30 protein-coding genes are annotated in these 16,539 nt (G+C 54.7%); 22 read left to right on the top strand and 8 right to left on the bottom strand.

The features are described from left to right. Window position 1 precedes the first annotated feature (1 nt). Window positions 2-127, bottom strand: coding sequence for a hypothetical protein (locus tag RHH53_RS06365; protein WP_302676450.1), 126 nt, complete (start codon window positions 125-127; stop codon window positions 2-4). Window positions 128-142: 15 nt separating this feature from the next. On the opposite strand from RHH53_RS06365, the gene RHH53_RS06360 reads away from it, so the two are divergent. Then, window positions 143-577 carry a hypothetical protein gene (locus RHH53_RS06360; RefSeq protein ID WP_310438370.1) on the top strand — a complete coding sequence of 145 codons (435 nt, stop codon included), beginning with the start codon at window positions 143-145 and terminating at the stop codon, window positions 575-577. Between the two features lie 3 nt (window positions 578-580). Here the strand turns inward: RHH53_RS06360 and RHH53_RS06355 are convergent, their stop codons facing one another. The 7 genes from RHH53_RS06355 to tgt form a co-directional block, all read right to left on the bottom strand. After that, complete coding sequence (locus RHH53_RS06355) at window positions 581-1,048, bottom strand: SH3 domain-containing protein (protein WP_206201520.1); 468 nt, start codon at window positions 1,046-1,048, stop codon at window positions 581-583. A gap of 3 nt (window positions 1,049-1,051) precedes the next feature. Then, window positions 1,052-2,551: an AAA family ATPase gene (locus tag RHH53_RS06350; RefSeq protein ID WP_302676453.1), complete on the bottom strand. Its 1,500-nt coding sequence runs from the start codon at window positions 2,549-2,551 to the stop codon at window positions 1,052-1,054. Next, window positions 2,548-3,045, bottom strand: a complete 498-nt coding sequence (locus RHH53_RS06345) for a DUF177 domain-containing protein (protein WP_302676454.1) — start codon at window positions 3,043-3,045, stop codon at window positions 2,548-2,550. Before RHH53_RS06345 ends, RHH53_RS06350 begins: the two co-directional genes overlap by 4 nt. 1 nt (window position 3,046) lies before the next feature. Further along, the gene (locus RHH53_RS06340; RefSeq protein ID WP_206201518.1) at window positions 3,047-3,478 is read right to left on the bottom strand and encodes a BLUF domain-containing protein; all 432 of its coding nucleotides are present in this window, start codon (window positions 3,476-3,478) and stop codon (window positions 3,047-3,049) included. Between the two features lie 109 nt (window positions 3,479-3,587). Further along, window positions 3,588-3,893, bottom strand: coding sequence for a hypothetical protein (locus RHH53_RS06335; protein WP_310438373.1), 306 nt, complete (start codon window positions 3,891-3,893; stop codon window positions 3,588-3,590). 3 nt (window positions 3,894-3,896) lie between these two features. Then, window positions 3,897-4,370, bottom strand: coding sequence for a DUF2752 domain-containing protein (locus RHH53_RS06330; RefSeq protein ID WP_302676455.1), 474 nt, complete (start codon window positions 4,368-4,370; stop codon window positions 3,897-3,899). After that, a complete protein-coding gene (gene tgt, locus RHH53_RS06325; RefSeq protein WP_206201516.1) occupies window positions 4,354-5,490 on the bottom strand; it encodes a tRNA guanosine(34) transglycosylase Tgt in 1,137 nt (378 codons plus the stop codon). The genes RHH53_RS06330 and tgt overlap by 17 nt, the downstream gene beginning before the upstream one ends. A gap of 367 nt (window positions 5,491-5,857) precedes the next feature. Between tgt and rplC the strand changes: the two genes are divergently transcribed. Genes rplC through infA form a run of 21 tightly spaced genes read left to right on the top strand, consistent with a single transcriptional unit; the run spans window position 5,858 to window position 16,510 of the window. Then, window positions 5,858-6,496, top strand: a complete 639-nt coding sequence (gene rplC, locus RHH53_RS06320; protein ID WP_206201515.1) for a 50S ribosomal protein L3 — start codon at window positions 5,858-5,860, stop codon at window positions 6,494-6,496. 16 nt (window positions 6,497-6,512) lie between these two features. Continuing rightward, a complete protein-coding gene (gene rplD / locus RHH53_RS06315; protein WP_302676457.1) occupies window positions 6,513-7,145 on the top strand; it encodes a 50S ribosomal protein L4 in 633 nt (210 codons plus the stop codon). Then, window positions 7,138-7,440, top strand: a complete 303-nt coding sequence (locus tag RHH53_RS06310; protein WP_206201513.1) for a 50S ribosomal protein L23 — start codon at window positions 7,138-7,140, stop codon at window positions 7,438-7,440. Before rplD ends, RHH53_RS06310 begins: the two co-directional genes overlap by 8 nt. 11 nt (window positions 7,441-7,451) lie before the next feature. Then, the gene (gene rplB, locus RHH53_RS06305) at window positions 7,452-8,318 is read left to right on the top strand and encodes a 50S ribosomal protein L2 (protein WP_302676458.1); all 867 of its coding nucleotides are present in this window, start codon (window positions 7,452-7,454) and stop codon (window positions 8,316-8,318) included. Window positions 8,319-8,340: 22 nt separating this feature from the next. Continuing rightward, complete coding sequence (rpsS, locus tag RHH53_RS06300; protein WP_011055940.1) at window positions 8,341-8,619, top strand: 30S ribosomal protein S19; 279 nt, start codon at window positions 8,341-8,343, stop codon at window positions 8,617-8,619. Between the two features lie 30 nt (window positions 8,620-8,649). Continuing rightward, on the top strand, window positions 8,650-9,018 hold the full coding sequence (rplV, locus tag RHH53_RS06295; protein WP_011055941.1) for a 50S ribosomal protein L22: 369 nt from the start codon (window positions 8,650-8,652) through the stop codon (window positions 9,016-9,018). Between the two features lie 12 nt (window positions 9,019-9,030). Continuing rightward, window positions 9,031-9,747 carry a 30S ribosomal protein S3 gene (gene rpsC / locus RHH53_RS06290; RefSeq protein WP_149817906.1) on the top strand — a complete coding sequence of 239 codons (717 nt, stop codon included), beginning with the start codon at window positions 9,031-9,033 and terminating at the stop codon, window positions 9,745-9,747. 14 nt (window positions 9,748-9,761) lie between these two features. After that, window positions 9,762-10,193 (top strand): 50S ribosomal protein L16, encoded by a 432-nt coding sequence (gene rplP / locus RHH53_RS06285; RefSeq protein ID WP_149817904.1) that lies wholly within the window; start codon window positions 9,762-9,764, stop codon window positions 10,191-10,193. A gap of 2 nt (window positions 10,194-10,195) precedes the next feature. After that, a complete protein-coding gene (gene rpmC / locus RHH53_RS06280; protein ID WP_206201511.1) occupies window positions 10,196-10,408 on the top strand; it encodes a 50S ribosomal protein L29 in 213 nt (70 codons plus the stop codon). Beyond that, on the top strand, window positions 10,408-10,656 hold the full coding sequence (rpsQ, locus tag RHH53_RS06275) for a 30S ribosomal protein S17 (protein WP_011055945.1): 249 nt from the start codon (window positions 10,408-10,410) through the stop codon (window positions 10,654-10,656). The genes rpmC and rpsQ overlap by 1 nt, the downstream gene beginning before the upstream one ends. Before the next feature lie 12 nt (window positions 10,657-10,668). Next, window positions 10,669-11,037 carry a 50S ribosomal protein L14 gene (gene rplN, locus RHH53_RS06270; RefSeq protein WP_149817900.1) on the top strand — a complete coding sequence of 123 codons (369 nt, stop codon included), beginning with the start codon at window positions 10,669-10,671 and terminating at the stop codon, window positions 11,035-11,037. Next, window positions 11,037-11,390, top strand: coding sequence for a 50S ribosomal protein L24 (gene rplX / locus RHH53_RS06265; protein WP_225901675.1), 354 nt, complete (start codon window positions 11,037-11,039; stop codon window positions 11,388-11,390). Before rplN ends, rplX begins: the two co-directional genes overlap by 1 nt. Window positions 11,391-11,447: 57 nt before the next feature. Continuing rightward, window positions 11,448-11,993, top strand: a complete 546-nt coding sequence (rplE, locus tag RHH53_RS06260; protein WP_206201510.1) for a 50S ribosomal protein L5 — start codon at window positions 11,448-11,450, stop codon at window positions 11,991-11,993. 29 nt (window positions 11,994-12,022) lie between these two features. Next, the gene (gene rpsH, locus RHH53_RS06255; protein WP_149817898.1) at window positions 12,023-12,424 is read left to right on the top strand and encodes a 30S ribosomal protein S8; all 402 of its coding nucleotides are present in this window, start codon (window positions 12,023-12,025) and stop codon (window positions 12,422-12,424) included. 18 nt (window positions 12,425-12,442) lie between these two features. Continuing rightward, the gene (rplF, locus tag RHH53_RS06250; protein ID WP_206201509.1) at window positions 12,443-13,006 is read left to right on the top strand and encodes a 50S ribosomal protein L6; all 564 of its coding nucleotides are present in this window, start codon (window positions 12,443-12,445) and stop codon (window positions 13,004-13,006) included. Next, window positions 13,007-13,369, top strand: coding sequence for a 50S ribosomal protein L18 (gene rplR, locus RHH53_RS06245; protein WP_206201508.1), 363 nt, complete (start codon window positions 13,007-13,009; stop codon window positions 13,367-13,369). An 11-nt stretch (window positions 13,370-13,380) separates the two neighbouring features. Then, window positions 13,381-13,905, top strand: coding sequence for a 30S ribosomal protein S5 (gene rpsE / locus RHH53_RS06240; protein ID WP_011055952.1), 525 nt, complete (start codon window positions 13,381-13,383; stop codon window positions 13,903-13,905). 13 nt (window positions 13,906-13,918) lie between these two features. Then, entirely contained in the window at window positions 13,919-14,383 is a 465-nt protein-coding gene (gene rplO, locus RHH53_RS06235) for a 50S ribosomal protein L15 (protein WP_206201507.1), read from the top strand. 12 nt (window positions 14,384-14,395) lie between these two features. Next, entirely contained in the window at window positions 14,396-15,706 is a 1,311-nt protein-coding gene (secY, locus tag RHH53_RS06230; protein WP_206201506.1) for a preprotein translocase subunit SecY, read from the top strand. Then, window positions 15,706-16,293, top strand: a complete 588-nt coding sequence (locus RHH53_RS06225; protein WP_206201505.1) for an adenylate kinase — start codon at window positions 15,706-15,708, stop codon at window positions 16,291-16,293. Before secY ends, RHH53_RS06225 begins: the two co-directional genes overlap by 1 nt. Continuing rightward, a complete protein-coding gene (gene infA / locus RHH53_RS06220; protein ID WP_011055956.1) occupies window positions 16,286-16,510 on the top strand; it encodes a translation initiation factor IF-1 in 225 nt (74 codons plus the stop codon). Before RHH53_RS06225 ends, infA begins: the two co-directional genes overlap by 8 nt. Window positions 16,511-16,539: the final 29 nt, after the last annotated feature.

The raw sequence follows: 16,539 nt of genomic DNA, 5'->3' as shown, positions 1-16,539 counted from the left end.
GTTAAGTGGGGTGAATCCAATCCAGCAGGTACAGACTCGGGGCAGCGGTCACTAAGGTGGTATCCTCAAGGCCAATGAGGCCGATCGCTCCCGCTAAATGTTGCGTCTTAGACTCTATTATTGTCACACCGGGTAGAGAACAATGCCTAGCTTACGCACAATTTGGCTCTGCGGTCTGCTGTTGACGACTAGTGTCGGGTTCTTGTCTTTTGAAGGCAAGCCCGCGATCGCCCGCCGTCGCGAAGCGCCCAAAGTGGTGCGCGTCACCGATGTCCAATTGCAGAGCGAGAATATTGCGGGTGTCTGGTACCACCGCCTGACGGGGCGCGTGCGCAATGAAACGGCGACACCAGCGCGCAATGTCCAGATCTACTACGAGATTTATGACCCGACGAGCAAGCGACTACTGGAAGCGGGATCCACCCAGTTGCGCAATCGCGTGATTAATAGCGAAGGAGAGGCGGAGTTTCTGGCAACTCCCAATGCGGGGGGGCGGGTGAAAATCACGCTCGTGGAATGGCTGAGTGGCGATCGTGAGTACCGTTCGTTTCAGCAAATGCAGGAATTTTCCCAATAGCGCCTACTGGGGCGTCTCACTGGAGGTGGGAGATTGAGCTGTTGTTTCCTGCACACCAAAGGCCAGTACCCAGCCTTCAAGATTGTTGGCGGTGCGAATCTTCAGCCATTCCCCATCCTCACTGCGCTCTAGGATCGTCACCACTTCATCAAAGGCCACACCCCCCAGAGCATTTGCCTCGCGACTGGGGCGATCGCGCAACCGTAAACCATCGCCATAGATCACCCGCCCTTCAGAGTTTGGCTGCGGTGAGGGGGTCGGGGTTGGTTCAGGAGGGGGTGAGGGGGAATTCGGTGACGACTCTGGTGGCGTAGGCGGTGGTGAATTTTGTGCTTCGACCTCGGGGCGGGGGGGTGGCCAGAGCAAGTTAAAGACAAGGGGTGTAATGATAGCAGCGGCCACAAGGGTAATCAGACCTAAACCCAAAAAGGTTCCTAGGAGCCATTGCAGCACACGCACCACTGGTTTCATGATCTAACGCCCTGTGGGGGGAGACAGGATTCGTGAGGCAAACCGTGCCCGCCCGGAGGCCGCCCATTCTTGTAATTGGTGCACTTGCTCACGGGCGGTGCGTGCCAAGGGGATAATCTCACTGGCCGCGTGCAGCAGATCTTCGGTGGTAAAGTCGCGGTCTTGGCTAAAGGCAAGGTGCATTGCCTCAATGATACACTGCTCAATTTCAGCCCCAGAAAAGTCAATGGTTTCGTAGGCCAACCGCTCTAAATCATAGTTTTGCAGGCGATCGCGCCGCACACGACTGAGGTGCACTTCAAAAATCGCTCGCCGCTCATCCACATTGGGTAGTCCGACAAAAAAGATTTCATCAAAGCGACCCTTACGCAGCAGTTCCGGGGGCAAGACCTGCACATTGTTGGCAGTGGCCACAACAAAAACAGCAGAGGTTTTCTCCGCTAGCCAAGTGATAATCGTGCCAAAAACACGGCTACTGGTACCGCCATCCCCTCGGCCATCAATGCCCGCAAAGGCTTTATCCATCTCATCAATCCAGAGGACGCAGGGGGCTAGGGCTTCAGCAATTTGAATCATCTCGCGGGTACGTGCTTCGGATTCCCCCACGAGGCCGCCAAAGAGTCGCCCCACATCCAATCGCAACAGCGGCAAGTGCCATTGGTGGGCGATCGCCTTTGCCACTAGGGATTTACCGGTGCCCTGAATTCCCACTAGCAGCACCCCCCGCGGATAGGGCAGCCCATAGCGCCGTGCCCGCTCGGAAAAAGCACCGCCGCGCCGCAGCAACCACTCCTTGAGGTTATCAAGACCACCAATGTCGGCAATCGTTTCTTGGGTGGGGTAAAATTCGAGAATTTGGGTTTGCCGCAGGATCTGCCGTTTCTCCTCCAAGACCAGATCCACATGGCTGCCGTCCAGCACACCGTGCAAAGCAATGATCCGACCAATGACGCGGCGAATCCGCTCTAGGGTCAAGCCCTGACAGGCGCGGATCAACTCATCGAGAATGGGTTCTGCGGGAATGTTGCCGAGGCTTTGACAGAGCTTCACCAGTTCAAGGCGAATTTCCTCCCGTTGGGGCAAAGGGAACTCCACAACGGTAATCACATCCCGCAGTTCCGGGGGCAACTGCACCGTCGGAGCCAGCAGGATCAGGTTTTTGGGCTGGGACTTGAGCTGCCGCGCCAAGTTGCGCAGTTTGCGGGAGACGGCCACGTCCTCAATAAAGCGGTGAAAATCCCGCAGCAGAATCATGGCCGCTGCCGGTCGCGGCAGTCTTTCGACGAATTCAAGGGCACTGAGGGGATTGCGCTTGGCGACCCCCAGATCATTGGGATTGCCCTGATACCCCTCCACAAAATCCCAAATGTAGATGGGGCGCTGATTCAGGCGATCGCTAATTGTGTGCAGTGTTGCCTCAAGGCGTTCTTCCTCTGTTGTGGCCACATACAACAGGGGATAGCGTGCCCGCAGCAACAGTTCAAGGTCAGACTGAGCACTCACGGCGATGGTTCCGAACGCTCCAGAACCGATTGTAGTTGCGCAAGCATTGCCCAGCGGTGATCAATGGGGGGTTCCGCAGGGACAGGGGGGTGAATACCGCCACAATTGGGGTCACAGTATTGGGGGTAGGGCAGGGCAAGGCAGAGTTGCTGGTAGAGCCAGTCTGCAAGATCAATGCGACCGTTGGCGGGCAAGGTTTCCACCAGATCATCGTCGGGCTGACTGGCTGGGGTTTCTGCAAGCCAAATGAGTTCCGTAGTGGTACACACCAAGCGATGGTTATAGTACTGCAAACAGCGATCGCAAGAGAGGGTGACAATTGTCTGCACACTGGCGCTGACTTCTAAGTAGGTGTGGCGGTGACTGGCAGTCACCATTCCTTGCACGGGAGTCAACGTTGCCAAGTCTGGAAAATCGGTATCCACCCGCCACTCATAGGTCTGGGCGGGCAGCCGCAGTAGATCGGGAATACTTAGCCAGTGGGCATCGCTCACACTAAGTTCCTTGGCTCATTTCATAGAGTTCTTTGAGGAAGTGAAAACATTGCTCAGCCGTCATTGAGGTGGGCTGAAAGGTTGCTGCTGGTGAGTATTTTAACCGCAGGTACCGAATTTTATCACTGTCCATCTCGCCCAACTGCACCAGACGCATTGACCAATTGATGAAGGTGCGCTCTGCGATCGCTTTGAATTCAATAATCTCAGCGCTGTGGTGGCGGGGATCCTTGAGGATGCGGGCGTAGGTTTCACTCACTTTCTGGCGATCGCCCTCTAGGGTTTGCAGAAACATGCCGTTGCCGTAGCACAGTATTCCCGTAATGCCATCGCGGAGATTGTTCACCTCTGACTTGGCCATAATATCCCGCAGGTCTGGGTAGGACAGGCCATCTGTGGCACAACTGAGATAAAGCAAGCGATGTAATCTCATGGGTCTCCGGTTCTCGATCGCACACAACCGATTTCAATATCCCATGAAAGGGACTCTTGCTAAAGACGACTCCCGTGATCTTTACTTTAAGTTTCGCGAACGCCTCTGACTAGGATAACCCGTGTACAGAACCAGCTTCTAAAATACTTTTGCCAGCAAGCTCCTCAGGCTGCCAGTTTGTTGTTGCAAAGAATCGAGTTTCAGATTGTTTTTGATCTGTATCATCTATTTGTGTTTTTGAGAACTTATTCCATTGCAGACCAAAACTTTGGGTGTAGTTTTGGCTTGAATCTACAAATCTAGGAATCTGATTAACAATTGGATAAACAGAACCCGTCTCACTATAGTACGCAGTATGATCCTTTCTAAGTGGTGCTTTCGTCTTGGGATCAACGTAATGAATGGAGATAGTCATTGATTAACTCCTCAGAAAGATGTTTTTTAGGGGATTGATATAAAATTCCCCGGTGTGAAATAGGCTGTACAGCCGCAAACCATAGTAGCCAAGATAAATCACCCCTAGCCACCACCAGTTTTGAATGCGTTCATTGATGTAGCGAAAGGGGGTGTGCTGCAATCGCCGGCCAGTTTTCAGCTCTAGGCCTATAAAAACCGCCATCACCGTAAATGCGAGAAAGAGCACAGGGCCAAAGAGATGCATTCTCAGGGCATCTTCAACATTGCCGCGAGCGATCGCCATAAAGGAACGGGTCAGACCGCAGCCTGGACAGGGAATACCCGTTGTTGCTCGAAAAAGACAAAGTAAAAAAGGCGGCGTCCCCGTATGGTTAAAGAGTGCCGCTCCCACTAAAGGTGCTGTGGTCAGTCCCAAAAAGCCCCAGCGGCTCAAGCGTTCCTGTTTCGATAAAACGGCATCAGAGAAGCGCAGCATCCGGTTCCTCGGCATTCACCAACAGTCGCTGCTCCCATTCTGCCGCAAACGCCACAAATCGCTCCTCTAAAATGGCTTGGCGTGCTGCTTGGGTGAACCGAATCAGTTCCGTCACATTATGAATCGAGAGTAAGGTGTAGGCCAGTAGCTCCTTGGCACGCACTAAATGACTTAGGTAGGCTCGGCTAAAGGTGGTGCAGGTATAGCAGGGACAGGTGGGATCCAAGGGTTCATAATCGCGGCGAAAGCGAGCATTTTTTAGGTTCCAGCGCTGCCCTTGGACAATGGCACAGCCGTGGCGAGCCAAGCGGGTGGGAATCACACAGTCAAAGAGATCGACCCCGGCAGCGATCGCCCGCAACATTTCTAAGTGAGTTCCCACCCCCATCAAATAACGTGGCTTATGGGCAGGCAAGAGGGGAGCCGTCACCGCCACAATTTCATGCATGGCACTGTTGGGTTCCCCCACACTCACGCCACCAATGGCATAGCCCGCCAAGTCATAGGGCAGCATCGCCGCAGCACATTCTCGCCGCAGATCGGCATACACTCCCCCTTGCACAATGGCAAAGAGGGCTTGATCGGATCGTTGCTTTGCAGCAATGCAGCGCTCTAGCCAATGCAGGGTGCGTTGCGTCGCTTGGATCACTGCCTGCCGGCTTGCAGGATAGGGGGGGCACTCATCAAAGGCCATGATCACATCTGCCCCCAAGGCCTCTTGAATGGCGATCGCCCGCTCGGGTGACAGTTCAATGATTTGACCATCGTGGGGTGAACGAAACACCACCCCCTGATCGGAAATTTGCCGCATTTCGCTGAGGCTAAAGACCTGAAACCCCCCCGAATCCGTGAGAATTGGCCCTGACCAGCCCATAAAACGGTGCAGCCCCCCCGCTGCGGCCACAATGTCTTCCCCCGGTTGCAGGTGCAAATGGTAGGTGTTGGCCAAAACCATTTGAGCGCCCGCCGCCTTGAGGTGTTCTGGGGTGAGGGTTTTCACATTCGCTAAAGTACCCACGGGCATAAAACGCGGCGTTGCCACTGCGCCATGGGGGGTGTGAAACAGGCCTGCCCGCGCTTGGGTATGGGCACAGTCCTGCTGGCAGACAAATTCAAACACGCTGCTGGATCCACAAGAAGGCGTAAAAAATGTTACCAAATGCCTAGACAAACCCACAATCGCTGATCTATGATTAAAACTTGTGACCAAAAACGGATACTGAGTGGGCGCGATCGCCTCAACCCCCTTAAGTCCTTGGTTCCACTGATCTAGGGGTGGCAGCGTGTTCGCAACTTGCAATCATAGCCTTGCCATCTTTACCTGCGCCTGTCCTTGATCAACGATGGATGCGCCTTGAGCGTCATCGTCTTGACCGTGTAACTGCTGGGTCAATCCACCATTCCTAACTGTAGGAATCTGCCGAGGTGTAGCCTACGGGCTGCCTCTCGCTGTTTTGTTGTGATTCGTATTTTTAAGGAACGCGATCGTGACAGTTGGTATTTTAGGGACAAAGTTGGGCATGACCCAAATCTTTGACGAGGCGGGTCGATCTGTCCCCATTACGGTGGTACAAGCGGGGCCGTGTCCGATCACACAAATCAAAACCCCCCAAACCGACGGCTACACGGCCATTCAAGTGGCCTACGGCGAAGTGCGGCAGAAAAACCTGAGTCGCCCCGAGCGCGGCCACCTCAACAAATCGCAAACGCCCCCCATGCGTCATCTGCGGGAATTTCGCCTCGAAGATGCCTCTGCCTATCAATTGGGTCAGGCCATCACCGTTGATATTTTTAGTCCGGGGCAGCTTGTGGATGTCCACGGCACCAGCATTGGCCGAGGCTTTGCGGGCTATCAAAAACGCCACAATTTTAAGCGCGGTCCAATGGCGCATGGCTCGAAAAACCACCGTCTGCCCGGTTCCACTGGGGCAGGAACCACCCCGGGTCGGGTTTTCCCCGGCAAGCGGATGGCCGGTCGCATGGGCAATACGGCAGTCACCATTCGCAAATTGCAGGTGGTGCGCGTTGATCCTGAGCGCAACTTAATCCTGATCAAAGGGGCACTACCGGGTAAACCGGGGGCACTGGTGAGCATTACCCCCGCCAAGGTTGTCGGTCGCAAATAAGGGCTGGAGAGTAGTTATGGTTGCATGTGTGGTTAAAGACTGGCAGGGTGCCGACAGTGGTGAAGCCACCCTTGATCTAACGACGGCAAAACCGGAAACCGCCAGTCATATTGTTCATCGTGCCCTTGTGCGGCAGTTAGCCAATGCTCGGCAGGGAACCGTTTCCACCAAAACCCGTGCCGAAGTGCGCGGCGGCGGTCGCAAACCTTGGCGGCAAAAAGGAACAGGGCGTGCCCGTGCTGGTTCGATTCGTTCTCCCCTCTGGCGGGGGGGCGGTGTGATCTTTGGTCCTAAGCCCCGCGACTACAGCCAAAAAATGAATCGTAAGGAGCGGCGGCTTGCCCTGCGCACAGCCCTGATGAGCCGCGTTGAAGACTTGATTGTGGTTCAAGACTTTGCCGATCACTTGCCCCGTCCCAAAACCAAGGAACTGGTGACGGCGCTGCAACGCTGGGGCATTGAGCCAGAGCAAAAGGTGCTGCTACTGGTGGAAGACATTGCCGAAATGGTGGCACTCTCGGCGCGAAATGTGCCCACCCTGAAACTCCTGCGTGCCGATCAATTGAATGTTTTTGATTTACTCTATGCCGATCGCATTGTTGCCACCACTGGCGCGATCGCCAAAATTCAGGAGGTGTACGGTGACTAAAGTCCAACCCCGCGCCCTTGCGGATCTCATCAAGCGCCCCATCATCACAGAGAAGGCCACGATTTTATTGGAAAACAATCAATACAGCTTCGATGTAGACCGGCGCGCCACCAAACCGCAAATCAAGGCTGCGATTGAAGAACTCTTTAACGTCAAAGTTACAGCAGTGAATACCTATCATCTGCCCCCTAAAGAGCGCCGTGTGGGTCGGTTTGTTGGTCATCGTCCTCGCTACAAGCGGGCGATCGTCACCCTTGCCCCCGACAGCAAGATCGTTCTCTTCCCCGAAGTTTAACGGAGTAGATCATGGGCATTCGCGTTTACCGACCCTACACCCCCGGCGTTCGCCAAAAAACTGTTTCTGACTTTGCTGAAATTACCACCGACAAGCCCGAAAAGTCGCTGACCCGTGGCTTCAAGCGCGACAAAGGCCGCAACAATCGCGGTGTCATTACCAGTCGGCGGCGGGGGGGTGGCCACAAGCGTCGCTATCGTATTGTGGATTTTCGCCGCAGTAGCAAGCTCAATGTCCCCGCCAAAGTGGCAACTGTGGAGTACGATCCCAACCGCAATGCCCGCATTGCCCTGCTCCACTATCGCGATGGCGAGAAACGCTACATCATCCATCCTCGAGATTTGACCCCCGGCACCGAGGTTATTGCCAGTCCCGATGCCCCTATTGAAGTGGGTAACTCCCTTCCTCTGGGCAAAATTCCCTTGGGTACCAGTGTGCACAATGTGGAAATTATCCCCGGTCGCGGTGCGCAAATGGTGCGAGCTGCTGGTGCGATGGCACAAGTAGTGGCCAAAGAAGGGGATATGGTCACCCTCAAGCTTCCCTCGGGTGAAGTGCGGCTCTTCCGCAAGGAGTGCTATGCCACCATTGGCCAAGTGGGGAATGTTGAAGCCAACAACATCAGCTTAGGGAAAGCGGGTCGCAATCGCTGGAAAGGTCGTCGTCCGAAGGTGCGCGGTTCGGTGATGAACCCGGTGGATCACCCCCACGGTGGGGGTGAAGGACGCGCCCCCATTGGTCGTCCTGGGCCTGTCACGCCTTGGGGTAAACCCACCCTTGGCTACAAAACTCGCAAGAAGAAAAAACTCAGCGATGCTCTCATCGTGCGGCGTCGTAAGAAGTCTTCCAAGCGGGGTCGCGGTGGTCGTCAGTCTTAGGTTTTTGCGGAGAAGTTAGGTTATGGGACGTTCATTAAAAAAAGGCCCCTTTGTGGCGGATCATCTCTTACGCAAGATTGAAGCCCTCAATGAGCGCAATGCCAAGGAAGTGATCAAAACGTGGTCGCGTGCCTCAACGATTGTGCCAGAAATGATTGGCCACACGATCGCCGTCCACAACGGCAAGCAGCACGTGCCCGTGTACATCACTGAGCAGATGGTGGGTCACAAACTGGGGGAATTTGCCCCCACCCGCAACTTCCGCAGTCATGTTAAGGGCGATAAAAAAGCCCGCCATTGATTCTCTTGTTCGCGTCTGGGATAGCCGTCTATGGTTTCTACCTCTTCTCCTACTGCCCGTGCCTGCGCCAAGTATGTCCGCATGTCACCCCACAAGGTGCGGCGGGTACTGGATCAACTGCGGGGTCGCACCTACCGCGATGCCCTGATTATGCTGCGCTTTATGCCCTATCGTGCCTGTGAGCCGATTACAAAGGTCTTGCGATCGGCGGCAGCCAATGCCACCCACAATTTAGGCTTGGATCCCGCCACCTTGGTAATTAGTCAAGCCTATGCCGATCAAGGGCCTTGCCTGAAGCGGTTTCGCCCTCGCGCCCAGGGCCGCGCTTACCAAATTCGCAAGCCCACCTGCCACATCACGATTGCTGTGGCGCCCCAAAACACTGCTGACGAATCGTAGAAGGATACCACCGTGGGACAGAAGATTCACCCAATTGGCTTTCGCCTCGGCATTACACAAGAACATCGCTCCCGCTGGTACGCCGATAGCGATCGCTATCCTGAGCTATTACAGGAGGATCACCGCATCCGCACGTTTATTAACAAGCAACTGGCCAACGCTGGCATTGCGGAAGTGCGCATTGAGCGCAAAGCGGATCAAGTGGAGTTGCAAATTCGCACCGCTCGTCCCGGCGTCGTCGTTGGTAAAGGCGGCCAAGGGATTGAGGAACTGCGCAAGCAACTGCGGCAGATGCTCCCTAGCAACCGCACGATCAAAGTGAACGTGGTGGAAGTCAACCGTGTCGATGCTGAGGCCAGCCTCTTGGCGGAATACATCACCCAGCAACTAGAGCGACGGGTGGCCTTCCGACGCGCCGTGCGCCAAGCCATTCAGCGGGCACAGCGAGCAGGCATTGAGGGGATCAAAGTCCAAGTGGCGGGTCGCCTGAATGGGGCGGAAATTGCCCGTACCGAGTGGACACGGGAGGGTCGCGTTCCTCTGCATACCCTACGGGCAGACATTGACTATGCCTACCGCACCGCCCGCACAATCTACGGCATTTTGGGCGTGAAAGTGTGGATCTTCAAAGGTGAGGTACTGCCGGGACAAACCGAAGCCGTAACACGGGAACCCAGTCGCCGCAGTCCCCAACGCCGCCTACCCCAATTTGAAAATCGCTCTAACTAACAGGGAAGCCAGCGATGTTAAGTCCAAAGCGTACAAAATTTCGCAAACAGCAGCGAGGTCGCATGACGGGGGTTGCCAGTCGCGGTAACTCTATCCACTTTGGCGACTATGCCCTTCAAGCCCTTGAACCCGCTTGGATCACCTCACGGCAAATTGAGGCTGGCCGTCGTGCCATGACCCGCTATATCCGCCGCGGTGGCAAAATCTGGATTCGCATTTTCCCCGATAAGCCCGTGACAATGCGGCCTGCCGAAACGCGGATGGGGTCAGGGAAAGGCTCACCGGAATACTGGGTGGCAGTGGTCAAACCCGGTCGCATTATGTATGAAATTGCCGGTGTGCCGGAGGCGGTTGCCCGCGAAGCCATGCGCCTTGCTGCCTACAAAATGCCGATCAAGACCCGTTTTCTGGTGCGCAATCAAGAAGAGGAACAACAGGAGGGTTAAGAATGGCACTGACAAAAATGAAAGACCTGCGGGAACTGAGTGATCAAGAGGTGAGCGATCGCATTGCCGCCATTAAAAAAGAACTCTTTGATCTCCGCTTCAAAAAAGCCACCCGCCAAGAGGTCAAGCCCCATCAATTTAAGCATCTGCGCCACGAGTTGGCACAGCTTTTAACCCTTGAGAATGAACGTCGCCGCAGTGGAGGCCAAGACTAATGGCAGTTAAAGAACGTGTTGGCGTCGTCGTCAGCGACAAAATGCAAAAAACCGTCGTCGTTGCCGTCGAAAACCGCGCCCCCCACCCCAAGTACGGCAAAATTGTCGTCAAAACCCGCCGCTACAAAGCCCATGATGAAAATAACGAAGCCAAAGTGGGCGATCGCGTGCGCATTCGGGAAACCCGTCCCCTGAGTCGCACCAAGCGTTGGGTCATTGCCGAGATTCTCAGTCCTCGCACTGCCTAAGGAGAGCCAGCCATGATTCAACAGGAAACCTATCTCAACGTTGCCGACAATAGCGGCGCCAAAAAGCTCCTCTGCATCCGTGTGCTCGGCGGCGGTAACCGTCGCTACGGCAGTGTTGGCGATGTGATCATTGCCACCGTCAAAGATGCCACCCCCAATATGGCCGTGAAAAAATCCGATGTGGTTCGCGCTGTCATTGTGCGCACCCGCAAAACCATCCGCCGTGAAAGTGGCATGAGCATTCGCTTTGATGACAATGCCGCTGTCTTGATCAACCAAGAGGGTAACCCTCGCGGTACCCGTGTCTTTGGTCCTGTGGCTCGTGAACTGCGGGATAAAAACTTTACGAAAATTGTTTCATTGGCACCGGAGGTACTCTAATGGCGGCCAAGAAAGCAAACAAAAAGCCAGTGCGCTATCGCATGCACGTGAAAAAAGGGGACACGGTTCAAGTCATCGCTGGCAGCGACAAAGCTAAAGTCGGCGAAGTCCTTGCGGTCTTCCCCAAAACCAGTCAGGTGATTGTCAAAGGGGTGAACCTGAAAACCAAACATGTGAAGCCCCGCCAAGAGGGAGAATCCGGCCAAATCATCACCAAGGAGGCTCCCATCTACAGTTGTAAAGTGATGCTCTACTCCACCAAGCACAACGTGGCCAGCCGCATCTGTTACACCTACACCGAAGATGGCCGTAAGGTGCGGATGCTCAAGAAAACTGGCGAAATCATTGATTAGGTCTAACCCGTTTTCCCTCTCTGACCCAGCCCAGAGAATGCCCCTAGGAGAAGCCCCATGTCCCAACGCCTCAAAGATCACTACAACAAAACCGTTGTGCCGCAGCTCATGCAGCAGTTTCAGTACAAAAACATTCACCAAGTCCCCAAGATTGTCAAAATAACCGTCAACCGCGGTCTGGGGGAAGCGGCGCAAAATGCCAAAGCCCTTGAAGCCACCATTGCCGAAATTGCCACGATTACGGGACAAAAGCCCGTGGTCACCCGCGCCAAGAAGGCGATCGCTGGCTTCAAAATTCGCAAAGGCATGCCCGTTGGTGTGGCCGTGACGCTGCGATCCGATCGCATGTATGCCTTTTTGGATCGCTTGATTAACTTGGCACTGCCACGGATCCGTGACTTTCGCGGTGTCAACCCCAAAAGCTTTGATGGCCGGGGCAACTACACCCTAGGTTTGCGCGAGCAACTGATTTTCCCCGAAGTCAACTACGACGACATTGATCAAATTCGCGGCATGGATGTCTCAATCATCACCACTGCCAATACTGATGAAGAAGGACGCGCCCTGCTCAAAGCAATGGGCATGCCGTTCCGTGAGAACTAACGCCGGAGGCAGATTTTTAAGGAGCAACTATGGCAGTAAATGACACGATTGGCGATATGCTAACTCGCATCCGCAACGCAAACCTTGCGCGTCATCAAACCACCACCATTCCGGCCACGCGCATGACCCGCAGTATTGCGCAGGTGCTGAAAGCGGAAGGGTTTATTCGCGATTTTGAAGAGCAAGGGGACGGCATCAAACGGCATCTTGTGGTTTCCCTAAAATATCGCGGTAAGCAGCGCCAGCCGATTATTACTGCGCTCAAGCGGGTGAGCAAACCCGGTCTGCGCGTCTATGCCAATTCCCGTGAGTTGCCCCGGGTGCTCGGTGGCATCGGCATTGCCATCATCTCCACCTCTAGCGGCATCATGACTGATCGCGAGGCACGGAAGCAGGGCATTGGCGGCGAAGTACTCTGTTACGTTTGGTAAGCTCGGAGGAAGTCCCACATGTCTCGTATTGGCAAGCGTCCCATCCCCCTGCCAAAGAATGTTACCCTCACCCTAGACGGGCAGCAGGTCACGGTCAAAGGCCCCAAGGGTCAACTGAGTCGGGTTTTGCCGCCCGAGGTGAATGTTGCCCAAGAGGGCGAAAATATTGTTGTCAAACGCCGCGATGATTCTCGACCTGCTAAAGAACGCCACGGCCTCTGCCGCACGCTATTGGCCAACATGGTGGAAGGCGTCTCCCAAGGGTTTACGAAAAAGCTGGAGATTCAAGGGGTCGGTTACCGCGCCCAACTCCAAGGCAAAACCCTTGTCCTCAGTATGGGCTACAGCCACCCCGTTGAGATTGTGCCACCCGAGGGCATTACCCTAGAAATTGAGGACAACCAAGGTAAAAAAGTGCAGCAGGGCACGATTGTCCTTGTCAGTGGCATTGATAAAGAACTAGTCGGCAACACCTCTGCCCGTATTCGCGCCGTACGTCCCCCTGAACCCTACAAAGGCAAGGGCATTCGCTATATGGGTGAATTTGTGCGTCGTAAAGTTGGTAAGACAGGGAAGAAATAGATGAAACAAACTCGTACTGCGGCTCGCCAAAGTCGGCATCAGCGCATTCGCCGCAAAGTCAAAGGTACCAGCGATCGCCCCCGCCTCGCTGTCTTTCGTTCTCATCAGCATATCTATGCTCAGGTGATTGATGACACCCGGCACCATACCCTTGTGGCCGCTTCCAGTGTTGAGCCAGAACTGCGGCAAAAGCTGGGGGATGGCAGCACCTGTGCCGCCTCTATTGAAGTGGGGCGACTAATTGCAGAGCGTGCCAAAGCCGCTGGCATTGAGCGCGTTGTCTTTGATCGCGGTGGCAATCTCTACCATGGTCGTGTCAAGGCCTTGGCGGATGCCGCCCGTGAAGCTGGACTAGACTTTTAGAGGATGACCCGATGGCAAATCGTCGTAAAAACCCCCGCAAAGTTGAAAAAGAAACCGACTGGCAAGAGCGGGTCGTCCAGATCCGCCGCGTCTCCAAAGTAGTCAAAGGCGGTAAGAAACTGAGCTTCCGCGCCATTGTGGTTGTTGGCAACGAGCGTGGCCAAGTGGGTGTGGGCGTCGGTAAGGCTGCCGATGTCATTGGTGCGGTGCGCAAAGGTGTGGCCGATGGCAAAAAGCACCTGATTGATGTCCCGATCACCAAATCCAACTCTATTCCCCACCCCACTTTTGGCGAAGGTGGTGCTGCCCGCGTCATGATTCGCCCCGCTGCACCGGGAACCGGGGTAATTGCTGGTGGCTCTGTGCGCACCGTTCTAGAACTAGCAGGGGTACGCAACGTGCTGGCCAAACAACTAGGCTCCAGCAACCCCCTCAACAATGCCCGCGCCGCCCTCGAAGCCCTTGCGGCCTTGCGCACCTTCCAAGAAGTTGCCGAGGAGCGGGAAATCCCCATTGAAAACCTCTATAGCAAATAGGTAGGAGTTGTCCATGCGGTTTCAAGATCTGCACCCCCAAGCGGGATCGCGACGACGCAAACGGCGGATTGGTCGGGGCATTGCCGCAGGTCAAGGGGCAAGTGGTGGCTTTGGGATGCGCGGGCAAAAATCCCGTTCTGGTCGCCCCACCCGTCCCGGCTTTGAAGGCGGTCAAAACCCCCTCTACCGTCGTCTCCCCAAACTCAAGCACTTTCCCCTCGTCAACCGGAAGGTTTACACTACGATCAACGTGGGTCGTCTCAATACCCTACCCGCCAATAGTGTAGTGACGGTTGAGTCTCTCCTTGAGACTGGCATTCTCACCACCGCCAAATATCCCCTCAAAGTGCTGGGGGATGGTGAGCTAAACGTCAAGCTAGAGGTTCATGCCGCTGCCTTTAGTGGCAGTGCCCGCAGCAAGATTGAAGCTGCTGGTGGGGTATGTGTGGAGACCTCCGTTGCTGCCGACAGTGAATAGAGGAACCCCAATATGATTGTGAATCGCGGCAAGGCACCCACTGCCCAAGAAACCTTTATGCAGATGGCTCAAGCGGCTGGTCTGCGGGGTCGACTCCTGATCACCATTGGGCTATTGATCTTGGTACGGCTGGGGATTTATCTACCCATTCCGGGGATCGATCGCGCCGTTTTTGCCCAGAGCGTCCAAGATAATGCCGTGATTCGCTTCCTCGACATCTTTTCAGGCGGTGGCCTCTCTGCCCTTGGGATTTTTGCCCTCGGCATTCTGCCCTATATTAACGCCTCCATCATCATGCAATTGCTGACTGCTGCTCTCCCCTCCTTGGAGCGGCTGCAAAAGGATGAGGGAGAAGCCGGCCGCCGCAAAATTTCCCAAATTACTCGCTACGTGGCTGTGGGCTGGGCAGTTCTGCAAAGTTTTGGCATTGCCATTTTTGTCAGTTCCATTCCCGGTGCGGCTTTGCATCCGGGGGCGTGGTTTGTTGCTGAAATTGTCCTTGGCCTGACCGCTGGCTCAATGGTGGTGATGTGGATTTCGGAATTGATTACTGAGCGGGGCGTGGGTAATGGAGCCTCACTCTTGATCTTTTTGAGCATTGTTGCCTACTTGCCTGCCTCAGTGGGTCAGACGATCGCCCTCGCCGAAAGTGGGGGCAATATTGGCGGCATCGTTATTTTGGTGGCCGTCTTTTTGGCCATGATTGTCGGCATTGTCTTTGTGCAAGAGGGGACTCGCCGCATCCCCATTGTTTCGGCACGTCGCCAAGTGGGGCGCAAACTCTACCGCGAGCAAACCAGTTACCTGCCCCTGCGCTTAAACCAAGGGGGGGTGATGCCAATTATCTTTGCCTCAGCGGTACTCATTCTGCCTTCCACCTTGGCGCAGTTTACCCGCAACGAACTCGTGGCACGACTGGCCAGCTATGTTTCCCCCGCAGGTCCTACCCCATGGGCATATGTGATTTTCTACTTGCTCTTGATTCTCTTCTTTAGCTACTTTTACGCTTCTTTGATTGTCAACCCTGTGGATATGTCCCAAAACCTGAAAAAGATGGGCGCTAGTATTCCGGGAATTCGACCGGGGAAAGCCACCTCTGATTACCTAGAGCGGGTTCTCAACCGCCTGACATTCCTAGGGGCGATCTTTTTGGGTCTGGTGGCGATTATTCCCACGGCAGTCGAAAGTGCAACCAAAGTAACAACATTTCAAGGGCTGGGGGCGACCTCCCTGTTGATCTTGGTGGGGGTGGCCATTGACACCTCAAAACAGATTCAAACCTATGTGATTTCACAACGTTATGAGGGGATGGTGAAGCAGTAATGCGCTTAATTTTGTTTGGCGGCCCTGGTTCGGGCAAAGGGACACAGGCAGCAATTCTGACCACACTTTTGGGGATTCCCCATATTTCTACAGGGGATATTCTGCGGGCAGAGCGAGCTGCGGGCACCCCCCTCGGTCAACAGGCTCAAAGCTACATGGATCGCGGTGAACTGGTACCGGATCAGGTGATTGTGGATATGGTGGCCAATCGCTTGCAACAGCCAGATACGGCTGCGGGTTGGCTTTTGGACGGTTTTCCCCGCAATGTGGTACAAGCAGCAGTCTTTGAGGAGATGCTCAAAAGCATTCACCAAGACTATGATTACTTGCTCTTCTTAGATGTGCCTGCTGCGATTCTCCAGGAACGCGCCCTCAAGCGTGCTCAGCAAGCGGCCAATGGTCAGCAGCGCTCCGATGATACCCCTGAAACCATCCTCAAGCGGGTACAGGTCTATGAGCGGGAAACCCTACCGATGATTCAACAGTACATGAGTCATCCCAAGTTTGTGCACATTGATGGAACACGTACGATCGAAGAGGTAACTGCTGCCATTCAAGCACGTATTGGGGAGGTGAACCGTGTCTAAACAGGATGCTATTGAAATTGAAGGGACAGTGACCGAGTCATTGCCCAACGCCATGTTTCGGGTGGATCTGGACAATGGCTTTAATGTCCTTGCCCATATTTCCGGTAAGATTCGCCGCAACTACATCAAAATTTTGCCGGGCGATCGCGTGAAGGTGGAATTGACCCCCTATGACCTGACCAAAGGGCGGATTACCTATCGCCTGCGCAAAAAGTAGTTTGATCTTTGTTGGCCACTCTGCTAAGA

The organism is Thermosynechococcus sp. PKX82, assembly GCF_031583255.1.
Taxonomy (GTDB): domain Bacteria; phylum Cyanobacteriota; class Cyanobacteriia; order Thermosynechococcales; family Thermosynechococcaceae; genus Thermosynechococcus.
The sequence above is the reverse complement of the archived record's forward strand: the minus strand, read 5'-3'. Positions and strand labels throughout refer to the sequence as shown.